Below are 12,134 nucleotides of genomic sequence, written 5' to 3' on the forward strand. Positions count from 1 at the left end.
TGCCTCGCGCGGCCGGGCCGTCGGCGTGCACCCGTCGGCGTGAACGATGTCTCGTATCCCGGACGGCCTCCTGCCACGCATACGTGTTGTATCTATGATGTGCGCATGCCTCCCGCTCCCGTCCCTGCCGGCCCGACCACCAAACAGCCACCCGCCGCCGAACGCGTCTACGCGCATGTCAAGCAAGCCGTCCTCGACCGCCGCTACGAGGGCGGCACGCTGCTGACCGAGGGCGATCTCGCCGAGGCCGTCGGCGTCTCGCGCACGCCCGTGCGCGAGGCCCTGCTCCGGCTCGAGGTCGAGGGGCTGCTCAAGCTCTACCCCAAGAAGGGCGCCCTGGTGCTGCCCGTGTCCGCGCAGGAGATCGCGGACGTCGTCGAGACCCGGCTGCTGGTCGAGCGGCACGCCGTCGCCAAGGTCGTCCCGGCCGGGCAGAGGCTGATCGCCCGGCTGGAGGAACTGCTGGAGGAGCAGAAGGAGCACGCGGCCGCCGGGGACCTGAACGCCTTCGCGGTCGCCGACCGGTGCTTCCACGCCGAGATCGTACGGGCCGCGGGGAACGGCATCCTGGCCCATCTGTACGACCAGCTGAGGGACCGCCAGCTGCGGATGGGCGTGGCCACCATGCACGCCGAGCCCGGCCGCATCGCCAAGAACATCACCGAGCACACCGAGATCCTGACCGCCCTGCGCTCCGGCGACGCCACCGCCGCCGCCAAGCTGGTCGAGCGCCACATCAGCTGGGTGAACAACCTCGCCCGGGGTGAGGTGCGGTGAGCGACCTCAGACTGCCCGGCGATCCGCCCGGCGGACGGCGGGCCGCCGCCGTCTGGGGCATCGGGGTCGCCGTCTACTTCATGGCCATCACCTACCGCACCAGCCTGGGCGTGGCCGGCCTGGACGCCGCCGAGCGGTTCCACATCAACGCCTCGGCGCTGTCGACGTTCTCGATCCTCCAGGTGCTCGTCTACGCGGGCATGCAGATACCCGTCGGCCTGATGGTCGACCGGCTCGGCACCAAGAAGGTGCTCGCGCTCGGCGTCGTGCTGTTCACCACCGGCCAGCTCGGCTTCGCGCTCTCCCACTCGTACGGGTTCGCGCTGGCCTCCCGCGCGCTGCTCGGCTGCGGCGACGCCATGACGTTCATCAGCGTGCTGCGGCTGGGCTCGCGCTGGTTCCCGGCCCGCCGCGGGCCGCTGATCGCGCAGGTCGCCGCGTTGTTCGGGATGGCGGGCAACCTGATCTCGACGCTGGTGATCGCGCAGGCGCTGCACGGCATCGGCTGGACCCCGACCTTCGCGGGCAGCGCGATCGGCGGCGTGGTCGTCCTGGTCCTGGTGGTGGCCTTCCTGAAGGACCACCCGGAAGGGCACGAGCCCGTCCCGTCCACCCACTCCGGCGCCGGCTTCGTCCGCCGGCAGATCGCGGCGGCCTGGCGCGAGCCCGGCACCCGGCTCGGCATGTGGGTGCACTTCACCACCCAGTTCCCCGCGATGGTCTTCCTGCTGCTGTGGGGGCTGCCCTTCCTGGTCGAGGCCGAGGGGCTCTCCCGCGCCTCCGCCGGCGAGCTGCTGACCCTGGTGGTGCTCTCCAACATGGCGGTCGGCCTGGTCTACGGACAGGTCATCGCCCGGCACCACGCCGCCCGCGCGCCGCTCGCCCTCGGCACCGTCGCGGCCACCGCGCTGCTGTGGGGCGCCGTGCTGGCCTGGCCCGGCGACCACGCGCCCATGTGGCTGCTGATCGCGCTGTGCGCCGTGCTCGGCGCCTGCGGGCCCGCCTCGATGATCGGCTTCGACTTCGCCCGGCCCGCCAACCCGCCCGAGCGGCTCGGCACCGCCTCCGGCATCGTCAACATGGGCGGCTTCACCGCGTCGATGACCACCCTGCTGGCCATCGGCGTGCTGCTGGACGCGACCGGGAACAACTACCGCATCGCCTTCGCCTCCGTGTTCGTCCTCCAGGCCCTCGGCATCACGCAGGTGCTGCGGCTGCGCGGGCGGGCACACCGCCGGGAGCGCGAGCGCGTCGTCGCGAGCCGCGTCGAGGCGGTGCACGTACCGGCGTGACCCGCTGAACCCCCTGGGGCCGTAACCGTCCTGAGGCCCGTGCGGTGGCCTCGGGACGCCTCAGGCCGTGACCGCGAAGTGGGTCAGGATCGCCTCGGCCAGCTGCTGGTCGCCCTCGATCTTCAGCTTGTCGGAGACCGCCTCCGGCCGCACCCGCCCGCAGGCCAGGCGCAGATACGTCTCCCAGTCCAGGGTCAGCGTCACGGTCGGCCCGAGCGAGACGCTGCCGTCGATGGTGGCCCGGCCCTCTGCGCTGACCCGCACCGTCCGCATGAACTCCAGCGGGCCGCTGACGTCGAAGACCACCGCCGAGCCGGGCGCCGCGCCCGCGTCGTCGGCGACCACCTTCGGAAGCGCGGCCAGCAGACGGTCCCGGACGATGATCGCGCCCGGCGAGTCCAGATTGCCCGGCCGGCCAAGCGCCCGTCGCAGATCCTGCTCATGCACCCATACGTCGAAGACCCGCCCGAGCAGGGCCTTCTCCAGGGCCACCTCGCCCCCGCCGGGCCAGCGCACCATGTGGTCCGGCTGGCGCTTCTCGTTCCGCAGCTGCCGACTGCGGCGGATGATGGTGTAGTCCAGCTCGGAGGTCATCTCCGGCGCGGTGTGGCAGCGCCGTACGTCGACCTGGACCTCCATATAGCGCGCGTGCTCGCTGGTGACGTGGTACAGGTCGCGCGGCAGCGAGTGGATCGGGCGCGGATCGCCGAGCATCTCGGTCTCGAGGCCGATGACATGCGAGACCACGTCGCGCACCGACCATCCTGGGCACTCGGTGGCCCGGTTCCACTCCCCCTCGACGAGCGGATTCACCAACTCGAATATCGCTTCGACGGAATGGGTCCAGGCGTCGATGGAAGTCTGCAGGCTGGGATGGACGGTCACGGGACCCCTCGGGCGGTTCGTACGCGGGCTGGGTGCTTGTGTGTGCGTTTAAGTTACGCTGCGCACGAGCACCCCGGGAGTGCTTTCGGGTCTGATCGTAGGCCCGGATCGGCCGCTCGACCGCTGAGAGCGGTGGTAAGGTGCGCGCCCCGCCGCCACAGATCCGGATGAAACCGGACGGGTCGGGTGAAAACCGTGGGGTGCCGCCTCAGTTGGCGATATGGCGGTAGCCGGTGACCTTTCCGGGCTCCGGCAGCGGGGCCACCTGGACGGTGCTACCGGGGCGCGGGGCGTGGATGACCTTGCCGCCGCCGATGTAGAGGGCGATGTGGCCGTCGCCGTTGGACAGCACCAGGTCGCCGGGGCGCAGTTCGGCCCGGGTGGTCTCCTTCCCGGCGTATCGCTGCTTCCAGGTGGTGCGGGGGAGCTGGACCCCGGCGGCCTGCCAGGCCCGCATGGTCAGCCCCGAGCAGTCGTAGCCGCGGGGGCCGGTGCCGCCCCAGACGTAGGCCTGGCCGAGCTGGGCGCGGGCGTAGGCGACGGCCTTCGCGGCCCGGCCGTCGGTGTGCTGCGCGGGTCGCTTCTTTGCGGGTTTCGCGGGCTGCTTCTTGGCCGGCTTCTTGGGCTGCTTCTCGGTGTGCTTCCTGCCGCTGTCGTCGGTGCCGCGCTCGCCGTCGGACGGCGCCGGCCGCTCGACGGTGTCCCTCGCGACCGTCCCGGGCAGGTTCAGGGTGTCGCCGGCGTAGATGAGGGTCGAGCTGCCGAGCCCGTTCAGGTGCTGGAGCTTCTTGACGGTGGTGTGGTTCTGCTCGGCCAGGCCGTACAGCGTGTCGCCGGAGACCAGCACCACCACCTTCGTCGGCGGGGCGGTGCCCGGCCGGTCGTCCTTCCGCTCCTTCGGCTGCTCTTTCGGCTGCTCCGCCGGGGCCTTCGCCTCGGTCGGCGGAGCCAGCGTCACCTGCCGGGACGGGGAAGGCGACTGCGCGGCGGCCCGGTCACCCGGCCCGTGCACGGCCAGCAGCGCGCCCGCGAGGATCGCGAGGACGGCGAGCACCGCCAGGGCGCCGGTGCGCACCGCCGCCCGGCCCACGGTGGCCAGCGGCCCTCCCCGCGCGGCGCGCGGCTTGGCGTGGGCCGCTCCTGACGCCTCGGCACGGCGCCGGGCGGTCCGTATGTGCTCGCTCATCACAACCTCCTTGGCGGGACCCCTGACTCGGGGCGTGAAAGGGAGGCTGCTGGGGCGCGAGGGTGTCCGGCAACGACTGGGCCGTCCGAGACAGTCCGGACCCGTCTGCGCAGGTCAGGCCGGGTCGGACAGCCTCCTCCGCGCCGATTGTCAGGGGGAGTTGGGAACATCCCGGCATGCGATTCGACGACGCTGACGACATGCGCCGAGAGTGCGCCGAACGGCTCGGCGAGAAGGCCGGCCGACAGTTCGCGGCCATGGCCCGCCGCGGCTTCCTGCTCGACCCTCCGACGGACAGCGCCCGGGCCACCGGCCGCTGCCGGCTCGGCGGCCCCGCCCTGCTCGAACCGGGCACCCCCTGGCCCGAGGTCGAGGGCATCCCGCTCTCCTTGCACGCCGTCCTCGACACCGACGCCCTCGCCCCCTGGCTCGGGGACCATCTGCCGACGCGGCCGGGCCTGCTCAACTTCTTCTCTCTCGATCCCGACCTGCCGTACGAGCAGTACTCGAGGCTGGACGACGGGCCCGAGGCATGCCGCGTCATTCCCGCCGATCCGGCACGGGCGGTCGAGACCACCGCACCCGCACCGGCGAGGAGCTATCCGGCCACCCCCGTCCACGCGGCCGAGGTCACCATGCTCCCGGACTCCTGGGACGTCGAGGACGGCGACGTCGAGTTCGACCGGGACGAGCACTGGGGCGCGGCATCGCTCATCCTCGACGCGATGGGCGACCTCGACGGGAACACCTCCGGCAGCCACTGCGCCTTTGGCTGGCCCGACACCTCGTACGCGTTCTGGGTGACCCACCGCGACGACGACGGCCCGGCCGTCCATCTGCTCCAGCTCCCGGAGAACGGGGACCTCGGCTGGGGCTGGGGTGACGCCGGGACGATGTACTTCACGATCCCGGCGAAGGCGTTCGCGGCGGGGGACTTCAGCAAGGCCCGGGCGGAGATGCGCTGCTGCTGAGCCCGTCCCGCGCCGGCGGCGCCCCCCGTACCAGGGGCGGGGGGCGCCCACGGGCACACGAGTGGCACTCTTGACGTCATGAGCAAGCGAGCCCGTGTCCGCGCCCCTGAGCTGCAAGGACGTACCTGGATCAACACCGGCGCCGAGGAACTGTCCCTGGCGGACTTCCGAGGCAAGATACTGATCTTGGACTTTTGGACGTTCTGCTGTGTGAACTGCCTCCACGTCCTGGACGAGCTGCGCGAGCTGGAGGAGAAGCACCGCGACACCGTCGTGATCGTCGGTGTGCACTCGCCGAAGTTCGTCCACGAGGCCGAGCACCAGGCGGTCGTCGACGCCGTCGAGCGCTATGAGGTGCATCACCCCGTGCTCGACGACCCGGAGCTGGCCACCTGGAAGCAGTACGCGGTGCGGGCCTGGCCGACGCTGGTCGTCGTCGACCCCGAGGGGTATGTGGTCGCCCAGCACGCGGGCGAGGGGCATGCGCACGCCCTGGAGAAGCTGGTGGCCGAGCTGGAGGCCGAGCACGTCGCGAAGGGCACGCTGCGGCGCGGCGACGGCCCGTATGTGCCGCCGGAGCCGGTCGCCACCGAGCTGCGGTTCCCGGGCAAGGCGCTGCTGCTGCCCGGCGGCACCTTCCTTGTCTCGGACACCACACGGCACCAGCTGGTGGAGCTGGCGGCGGACGGCGAGAGCGTGGTGCGGCGGATCGGCGTCGCGGGCGAGCGCGGGCTGGTCGACGGGCCCGCCGACCACGCGCGGTTCAGCGAGCCGCAGGGGCTGGCGCTGCTGCCGGACGGCACGGTGATCGTCGCCGACACGGTCAACCACGCGCTGCGCTCCCTGGACCTGGCGACCGGCGAGGTGCGGACCGTCGCCGGGACCGGGCGCCAGTGGTGGCAGGGATCCCCGGCCGCCGGGCCCGCGCGCGAGGTCGACCTGTCCTCGCCGTGGGACGTGGCGTGGTTCGCCGACCGGCTGTGGATCGCCATGGCGGGCGTCCACCAGCTGTGGACGTACGACCCGGCGGACGCGACGGTCCGCGCGGCCGCCGGGACGACGAACGAGGGGCTGGTCGACGGGGAGGCCGCCGAGGCGTGGTTCGCCCAGCCGTCCGGGCTGGCCGCGACCGCCGACCGGCTGTGGATCGCGGACTCCGAGACCTCGGCGGTGCGGTACGTCGAGCGAGACGGCCAGGACGGCTTTGTGGTGCGTACGGCCGTGGGCACCGGGCTGTTCGACTTCGGCCACCGCGACGGACCGGCCGGCCAGGCGCTGTTCCAGCACCCGCTCGGCGTGACCGCGCTGCCCGACGGCTCGGTCGCCGTCTCGGACACCTACAACCACGCGCTGCGCCGCTTCGACCCGGCCTCCGGCGAGGTCAGCACGCTCGCCACGGACCTGCGGGAGCCGTCCGGCGCGGTGCTGGTGGACGGCGACATCGTGGTCGTCGAGTCGGCGCGGCACCGGCTGACCCGGCTGCGGCTGCCCGAGGAGGCCGTGCGGGTCGAGGCCGTGGCGCACCGTACCCAGCGCGCCGCCACCGACATCGCCCCGGGGACGCTGCGGCTCGACGTGGTCTTCCAGGCCCCTGCCGGGCAGAAGCTCGACACCCGCTACGGCCCGTCCACACGCCTGCTGGTCAGCTCCACCCCGCCCGAGCTGCTGGCCGAGGGCGAGGGGGCCGGTACGGACCTGAGCCGCGAGCTGGTGCTGGCGGACGGGGTCACCGAGGGCGTGCTGCACGTCTCCGCGATGGCCGCCTCCTGCGACGACGACCCACTGAACGAGTACCCGGCCTGCCATGTGCACCAGCAGGACTGGGGCGTCCCGGTCCGGGTCACCGACGGCGGCGCGACCAGGCTGCCGCTGGTGCTGGCGGGGATGGACGAGGACGAGACTCCCTGACGCTCGTCAGGGCGTGAGCACCAGACGCCCGCGCAGGAAGCCCACCGCCACGCGGCGGTGGGCTTCCTGGGCGTGATCGAGGGGGAGGGTGCCCAGGGCGTTCCGCGCGACGAACCACTTCGCGCCCAGCCCCGCACCAGCTCCTCGTCCGCCGTGCCCGCGACGGCCACCACTCGCAGCCCGCGCCGGCCGCGCGTTGGACGAGGTCCTGACCGCGCGCGCCGCCTGCGACGGCGACAACGGAGCGCCCGGCGGCGGATGACGACCGGCGCGGCTGGGCTCGGCGCCCAGGTGTGCCGGTGTTTGAGGACGCTGACGCAGGTCGGCATCCCAAGGAAGCCGACGGCCGTTCCGCTCGCCCGAACGTGGTGGCACTCACCCGTTCTGCCCCTGTTCTAGGCTGCACGCATGATCCGCGCAGTGGTCTTCGACGTCGGCGAGACCTTGATCCGAGACGACCGCGTTTGGGGGGCGTGGGCTGACTGGCTGGGCATCCCCCGTCATACCCTCTCCGCCCTCGTCGGCGCGGTGGTCGCTCAGGGACACGACAACGCCGAAGCCCTGCGACTCATCCGGCCCGGCATCGACATCGCGGCCGAGCGAACCGCGATGGAGGCCGCTGGAGTCGGCGAAGACCTCGACGAGTCCGACCTCTATCCAGATGTGCGTCCAGCCCTTGCCGCTCTTCGCGAGGCGGGCATACGCGTCGTCATCGCGGGCAACCAGACGGCGCGCGCCGGTGTCCTGCTGCGGAACCTCAAGCTGCCCGCTGAAGAGATCGCCACCTCGGGAGAGTGGGGGATCGCCAAACCCGACCCGCGCTTCTTCGCCCGCGTTCTGGACCTTGCGGGAACCGCGCCCAGCGAGACCGTGTACGTAGGCGATCACCCCGCGAACGACACGCAGCCGGCGAAGGCCGCAGGCCTGCGTGCCGCGCATCTGCGCCGTGGTCCCTGGGGCCATCTGTGGTCCGGCACGACGGAGGCGGCCGCCGCGGACTGGCAGATCGACTCGCTGCTCGACCTCGTACAACTCACCGCCACATGAGGCAAGCGGCCTCGTACATATAGGGCCGCTCGCTACCGTTCGGAGTGGACGCACCGAACGGAGTACCAGCATGCCGACTGAGAACGCCCGCGCATTCGGCAAACGCGTGGCCTACCACCGCCGCATCGCCCGTATGACGCAGCAGGAGCTGGCCGACGCGGCCGGGGTCCATGTCGGCACCCTACGGAAGATCGAGCGGGGTGCTCGGGGCGCCGGCGACGCTGTCGTGGAGGCATTAGCGGCTGCGATCGGTGTCGACACCTCTCGCTTGCTGGGGAGCCGGGACCGGGCGGACGCGCGCGTTCACGCCGCAATGCCGTCTTTGTCAGCCGTCATCGCCGCGTATGACGCCCCAGACGACGGGCCAGTCCGGCCACTGGCCGAGCTGCGCACCGCAGTAGACGAGGCAGTGACTTGGCGCCTTGCTGCCCAATACGTACGGATCGCCCGTCATCTTCCTTCCCTCATCGGCGAGCTGACCCGCGCCTTCCATCTCGCCCTGGCCAAAGAACGCGCCGAGACCGCGAGCCTGCTGGTTTCCGCGCTGCGAACCGCTGACGCCGTGGCGTACAAGTGCGGCGCCCGCGATCTGTCCGCGCGCCTGGTGGACCTGATGCGGTGGGCGGTTCCACACGCTTCAGACCCTCTGTTGGACGCGACCGTCGCCTACGTCCGCACCGAGACCTTTTTTGCTGCCCGCGCGCACGTCCCCGGGCTGCGCGCGCTGCACACCGCGATCGACAACGCACCCACTGGTCAAGGCGCTACGGCGATCGCTGCCCTGGGCGCCTTGCACATGCGAGCCGCTGTTATCGCTGGACGAGCCAGACTTGTGGAGGCTGCGGATCACCACCTCGCGGAGGCTTTGCGTCTGGGGGACGCCGTACCTGAGGACGTCTACCAGGGCACAGCGTTCGGGCCGGACAGCGTCCGCATCCATGAAGTCTCCGTTGCCGTCAGCCTGGGTGGGGACCATGCGCGCTGAGCCCTCGCCGTCGCCAACGATTGGGCCCCGCCGCGTTCTCTGCCTGCCGAGCGCCGGAGCGGGTTCCATATAGATCTGGCTCGCGCCCAGCTGTGGTCGGGGTTGGCCGGCGATGCGTACGAGTCGTTGAAGGCCGCCCGGCACATCGCTCCACAGCACACCCGCGACCATCCGTGGGTGCGCGAGGACATCGCCACGCTCCGCCGGCTGCGGCGTGGCGATGCGGCGAGCCTCAGCAACTTCGCGGAATGGTGTCACGCCGGCGAGTGACCCTGACTGACCCTCGGTGGGTCACTTGCGGCCCTGTCCGCGGAGAACCATCTACCTGTCCACACCGACCAGGCAGATGGGACAACTCCGACCATGGCCGAGCCCTTGCGGGTGCTTGCCGCGACCAAGGCGCGCCCAATGGATGCTGACCCTCTCAACTTCGGATCGTGGGCACCACCAAGCGGCCGTAACACGGAGTTGCAGCCCGCTGGCCGATCGTGGGATGTCGTGCGCGTTCCCCTCTCGATCGGCATCGGCAAACGCACCCTCGATCTGCTGGGCGAGGCGACGGGCGGGGCCATCGAGAATCCCTTCGACAGGGTCCTCTACTGGCTGATCGCGCCCGGCTCAGCCGCCCAGTGGGACATGAGCCTGCTGCCCTCTGTCCAGGTGTGGGGCGCGACCGCCTACATCGAGGTGCCTCCCGCAGCTCGTACGACGGGGCCTGGCGTCCACTGGCGCGTACCGCCCCGATACGACTGCCACCTGACCGATCCGGCGGCCCTCCTCACCGCGCTTCAGACCGCGACCCGCGAAGCGCTCGGGCCCCGCGAGGAGGCCGCCCGGTGACGGAGTACTGCTACCGCTGCGACAAACCCACCCGCGAGCCGATCACCGTGCTGCGCGCGTCCGCCTCCGGGCCCGGCTGCCTGCGCCACCTGTGCCCGGACTGCAACCGTCGACGGCCGCACCCCGATGCCGACCTGTACGAGGTGCTGGTCACCTTGCAGCGCGAGAGGCAGACGACGGCATGACCGTCCCAGCCGGTCCCCGACGCCTGTCCCCGTACTGCGCCATGTACACCGCCGAGCCCGACACCACGCCCGCCGAGATCCACGCATTCTGCAAGGGACCGGGCGAGGTAAGGGCGGCGCCCGTACCGCCTGCGACCCGGGGCGCGCTCATCTTCACCGTCCGCTGTGACTGCGGCTGCCACCAGACCCCGCCCATCGAGGCCCTGAAGGCAGACGCCACCTAGACCGGCGGGCCGCTGCCAGTGACTTTGCGGTGAGTTTGAGACAGCGACACGCCGTCGCTTCGGCGTGTCGCCGTCTCAAACTCACCACAAATCCAGCCCTCGATGGCGTAGCCCGCCCAAACGCCTCGCCCCGGCCCCCGCTTGCAGGCCAGTGGCCGGGACGAGCACCGCGCAACCGCGCGAGGACACCCCTGCACGCCTGAACTCACAGGAGCAGCCCATGCGATTACAGCACGCCACCCGCCACGACCCGGAAAGCGGCGACACCATGCCGGACACCGACGCCCCGACACCCGGCGGCCAGACACCCGGCGACTCCGACGACGGACGCCAGTACGCGCACTAGCCAGACCGCGGCCCCGCCCTCAGACCGCCCCCGCCGGGGCGGGGCCGCTCCCCACCACACCGGAGCCACCCTCATGACAGCGTCACACTGGCACTGCTACCGCTGGACCGGAGAACGCCGCACCTACGACGACGAATCCACACGCCGACCACCACACCTCGTCGTCCACGACATCACCCCCCACGAGTGGAAACAGATCGCCGCCGCCAGCCCCGCCTTCATGGCCAGCGACGTACCACCCCTGGAGGTACCGCACTGGCTGCTGCGCCCCGCCAGAATGATCAAAGCCACCTTCCAGGAGCCGGAGAAAGCCTCAGCCTGGTACCAAGACCAGGTCACCGACCTGACCCCCGCCTTCATGACCGACCACGACAAGGACCCCGCACGGCAAGCCGAACGGTTCACGGCCGCCGACGACCGGCTCAGCTGGGGCGGAGACGTCGTCGGCGGCTGGTACCTGCGGGGGACCGGGTTCGCCTCCGTCCACGTGGTCGCATGCAGCGCGAACCGGATCCGGCCGACCATCCCCTGCCCGATCCTGTGGTGACGCCCCTGCCCGGAAAGCCGACGGCCCCGCCGCAGGGCAGCGGCGGGGCCGTCGGGGCGGGAAGCCGGGGGGAGTCGGCTCCCCGGGTCTGTGGGCCGGGGCTCGAAGGGGCGTCAGTCGAGGGCGTTGGTCAGGTCGCTCTGCCAGTACGTCACCTTGGCGGTTTCGTCGATGTAGACGGAGCCGCCCGGCAGTTCGACGGACTTGGAGTCGTCGGAGCCTTCGAGGAAGACCTCCAGGGAGGTGGCCTTGTAGCCGTTCTGGCCCGAGCCGTCGGCGGAGGAGGTGCGGATCCCGGCGTACGCGGTCTCCCCGGGGGCGAGGGTGACGACGGCCTGCGGCTTGGAGTCCTCGTACACCGGGATGGGGGCCTGGGCGTCCTCGTCGAACTTCAGGATTGGGTAGCCGGGCATGTTGCAGTCCACGCCCGCGTGGTTGTTGACCTCGAGCACCATGTAGTTGACGGGACGCTGGACGCTCTTGACGCCGATCGTCAGCTTGTTGATGTCGCAGGGGCCGATCTCCTGCTCCGAGTTGTCGGAACCACCGGAGCCGCCGGAGCCCTTGGCGCCGTCCTCGGAGGACCCGGCCCGCTCGTTGCTGCCGCCCTTCTTCCCGTCACTCGCGCCGCCCGTGGCGTCGGACCCGCCGGAGCCGGACGTCTGGTCGGCCGGGGCGGAGGCCGAGCTGTCCGCCGGGCCCTCGCTCTTGGCGCCGGTGCCCTCGCTGTTGTTGCAGGCGGTCAGGGTGAGGGCGGCGGCGGCGGTCAGGCCGGCGGCGGCGAGACGCAGGGTGCGGGCGCGGCGGGAGACGCGGGCGGTGATCGACATGGTGGGTTCCCCCCCAGTGGGACTTGGCCGTTTTCCGTTTCGGTTTCTCGGTACGGCTCAAGCCTGTCGTCCCCCGCTGGCGTTCGGCTGCCGCGCCACTGCCGCCCGGCT

The 12,134-nt window shown here is 71.6% G+C and carries 13 protein-coding genes and 1 pseudogene; 11 read left to right on the forward strand and 3 right to left on the reverse strand.

The features are described from left to right. Nucleotides 1–105 precede the first annotated feature (105 nt). Complete coding sequence (locus ACH4S9_RS35590) at nucleotides 106–777, forward strand: GntR family transcriptional regulator (protein ID WP_311725931.1); 672 nt, start codon at nucleotides 106–108, stop codon at nucleotides 775–777. Continuing rightward, on the forward strand, nucleotides 774–2,069 hold the full coding sequence (locus tag ACH4S9_RS35595; protein ID WP_311725930.1) for an MFS transporter: 1,296 nt from the start codon (nucleotides 774–776) through the stop codon (nucleotides 2,067–2,069). The genes ACH4S9_RS35590 and ACH4S9_RS35595 overlap by 4 nt, the downstream gene beginning before the upstream one ends. A 60-nt stretch (nucleotides 2,070–2,129) precedes the next feature. Here the strand turns inward: ACH4S9_RS35595 and ACH4S9_RS35600 are convergent, their stop codons facing one another. Both ACH4S9_RS35600 and ACH4S9_RS35605 read right to left on the reverse strand, forming a co-directional pair. Beyond that, nucleotides 2,130–2,954 carry a maleylpyruvate isomerase family mycothiol-dependent enzyme gene (locus tag ACH4S9_RS35600; protein ID WP_311725929.1) on the reverse strand — a complete coding sequence of 275 codons (825 nt, stop codon included), beginning with the start codon at nucleotides 2,952–2,954 and terminating at the stop codon, nucleotides 2,130–2,132. 208 nt (nucleotides 2,955–3,162) lie between these two features. Further along, nucleotides 3,163–4,140 carry an NlpC/P60 family protein gene (locus ACH4S9_RS35605; protein WP_398375681.1) on the reverse strand — a complete coding sequence of 326 codons (978 nt, stop codon included), beginning with the start codon at nucleotides 4,138–4,140 and terminating at the stop codon, nucleotides 3,163–3,165. Between the two features lie 176 nt (nucleotides 4,141–4,316). Between ACH4S9_RS35605 and ACH4S9_RS35610 the strand changes: the two genes are divergently transcribed. The 9 genes and pseudogenes from ACH4S9_RS35610 to ACH4S9_RS35650 all read left to right on the forward strand — a co-directional run bounded on the left by ACH4S9_RS35610 (nucleotide 4,317) and on the right by ACH4S9_RS35650 (nucleotide 11,193). Further along, nucleotides 4,317–5,111: a DUF1963 domain-containing protein gene (locus tag ACH4S9_RS35610; RefSeq protein ID WP_398375683.1), complete on the forward strand. Its 795-nt coding sequence runs from the start codon at nucleotides 4,317–4,319 to the stop codon at nucleotides 5,109–5,111. Between the two features lie 78 nt (nucleotides 5,112–5,189). Continuing rightward, nucleotides 5,190–7,019, forward strand: a complete 1,830-nt coding sequence (locus ACH4S9_RS35615) for an NHL domain-containing thioredoxin family protein (RefSeq protein ID WP_398375685.1) — start codon at nucleotides 5,190–5,192, stop codon at nucleotides 7,017–7,019. Between the two features lie 408 nt (nucleotides 7,020–7,427). Continuing rightward, nucleotides 7,428–8,066 carry an HAD family hydrolase gene (locus tag ACH4S9_RS35620; RefSeq protein ID WP_398375686.1) on the forward strand — a complete coding sequence of 213 codons (639 nt, stop codon included), beginning with the start codon at nucleotides 7,428–7,430 and terminating at the stop codon, nucleotides 8,064–8,066. Nucleotides 8,067–8,136: 70 nt separating this feature from the next. Then, a pseudogene (locus ACH4S9_RS35625) lies at nucleotides 8,137–9,321 on the forward strand (helix-turn-helix domain-containing protein). 228 nt (nucleotides 9,322–9,549) lie between these two features. Next, a complete protein-coding gene (locus ACH4S9_RS35630; protein ID WP_398375688.1) occupies nucleotides 9,550–9,891 on the forward strand; it encodes a hypothetical protein in 342 nt (113 codons plus the stop codon). After that, nucleotides 9,888–10,076, forward strand: a complete 189-nt coding sequence (locus ACH4S9_RS35635) for a hypothetical protein (RefSeq protein ID WP_361186014.1) — start codon at nucleotides 9,888–9,890, stop codon at nucleotides 10,074–10,076. The genes ACH4S9_RS35630 and ACH4S9_RS35635 overlap by 4 nt, the downstream gene beginning before the upstream one ends. Beyond that, nucleotides 10,073–10,300 carry a hypothetical protein gene (locus ACH4S9_RS35640; RefSeq protein ID WP_398375690.1) on the forward strand — a complete coding sequence of 76 codons (228 nt, stop codon included), beginning with the start codon at nucleotides 10,073–10,075 and terminating at the stop codon, nucleotides 10,298–10,300. The genes ACH4S9_RS35635 and ACH4S9_RS35640 overlap by 4 nt, the downstream gene beginning before the upstream one ends. Nucleotides 10,301–10,520: 220 nt before the next feature. Continuing rightward, nucleotides 10,521–10,646, forward strand: coding sequence for a hypothetical protein (locus ACH4S9_RS35645; protein WP_385341003.1), 126 nt, complete (start codon nucleotides 10,521–10,523; stop codon nucleotides 10,644–10,646). Nucleotides 10,647–10,719: 73 nt separating this feature from the next. Beyond that, nucleotides 10,720–11,193, forward strand: coding sequence for a hypothetical protein (locus ACH4S9_RS35650; RefSeq protein ID WP_398375691.1), 474 nt, complete (start codon nucleotides 10,720–10,722; stop codon nucleotides 11,191–11,193). Between the two features lie 113 nt (nucleotides 11,194–11,306). Here ACH4S9_RS35650 and ACH4S9_RS35655 read toward each other — a convergent pair whose 3' ends face one another. Further along, nucleotides 11,307–12,023 (reverse strand): DUF4232 domain-containing protein, encoded by a 717-nt coding sequence (locus ACH4S9_RS35655; RefSeq protein WP_385346682.1) that lies wholly within the window; start codon nucleotides 12,021–12,023, stop codon nucleotides 11,307–11,309. Nucleotides 12,024–12,134 lie beyond the last annotated feature (111 nt).

Origin of the sequence: Streptomyces sp. NPDC021225, assembly GCF_044332865.1 — a bacterium.
GTDB lineage: Bacteria > Actinomycetota > Actinomycetes > Streptomycetales > Streptomycetaceae > Streptomyces.

Coding starts and splice junctions, on each gene's coding strand:
- ACH4S9_RS35610 (WP_398375683.1), top strand. CDS start 4,317: ATGCGATTCGACGACGCTGACGACATGCGCCGAGAGTGCGCCGAACGG.
- ACH4S9_RS35620 (WP_398375686.1), top strand. CDS start 7,428: ATGATCCGCGCAGTGGTCTTCGACGTCGGCGAGACCTTGATCCGAGAC.
- ACH4S9_RS35640 (WP_398375690.1), top strand. CDS start 10,073: ATGACCGTCCCAGCCGGTCCCCGACGCCTGTCCCCGTACTGCGCCATG.
- ACH4S9_RS35655 (WP_385346682.1), bottom strand. CDS start 12,023: ATGTCGATCACCGCCCGCGTCTCCCGCCGCGCCCGCACCCTGCGTCTC.
- ACH4S9_RS35615 (WP_398375685.1), top strand. CDS start 5,190: ATGAGCAAGCGAGCCCGTGTCCGCGCCCCTGAGCTGCAAGGACGTACC.
- ACH4S9_RS35590 (WP_311725931.1), top strand. CDS start 106: ATGCCTCCCGCTCCCGTCCCTGCCGGCCCGACCACCAAACAGCCACCC.
- ACH4S9_RS35605 (WP_398375681.1), bottom strand. CDS start 4,140: ATGAGCGAGCACATACGGACCGCCCGGCGCCGTGCCGAGGCGTCAGGA.
- ACH4S9_RS35645 (WP_385341003.1), top strand. CDS start 10,521: ATGCGATTACAGCACGCCACCCGCCACGACCCGGAAAGCGGCGACACC.
- ACH4S9_RS35650 (WP_398375691.1), top strand. CDS start 10,720: ATGACAGCGTCACACTGGCACTGCTACCGCTGGACCGGAGAACGCCGC.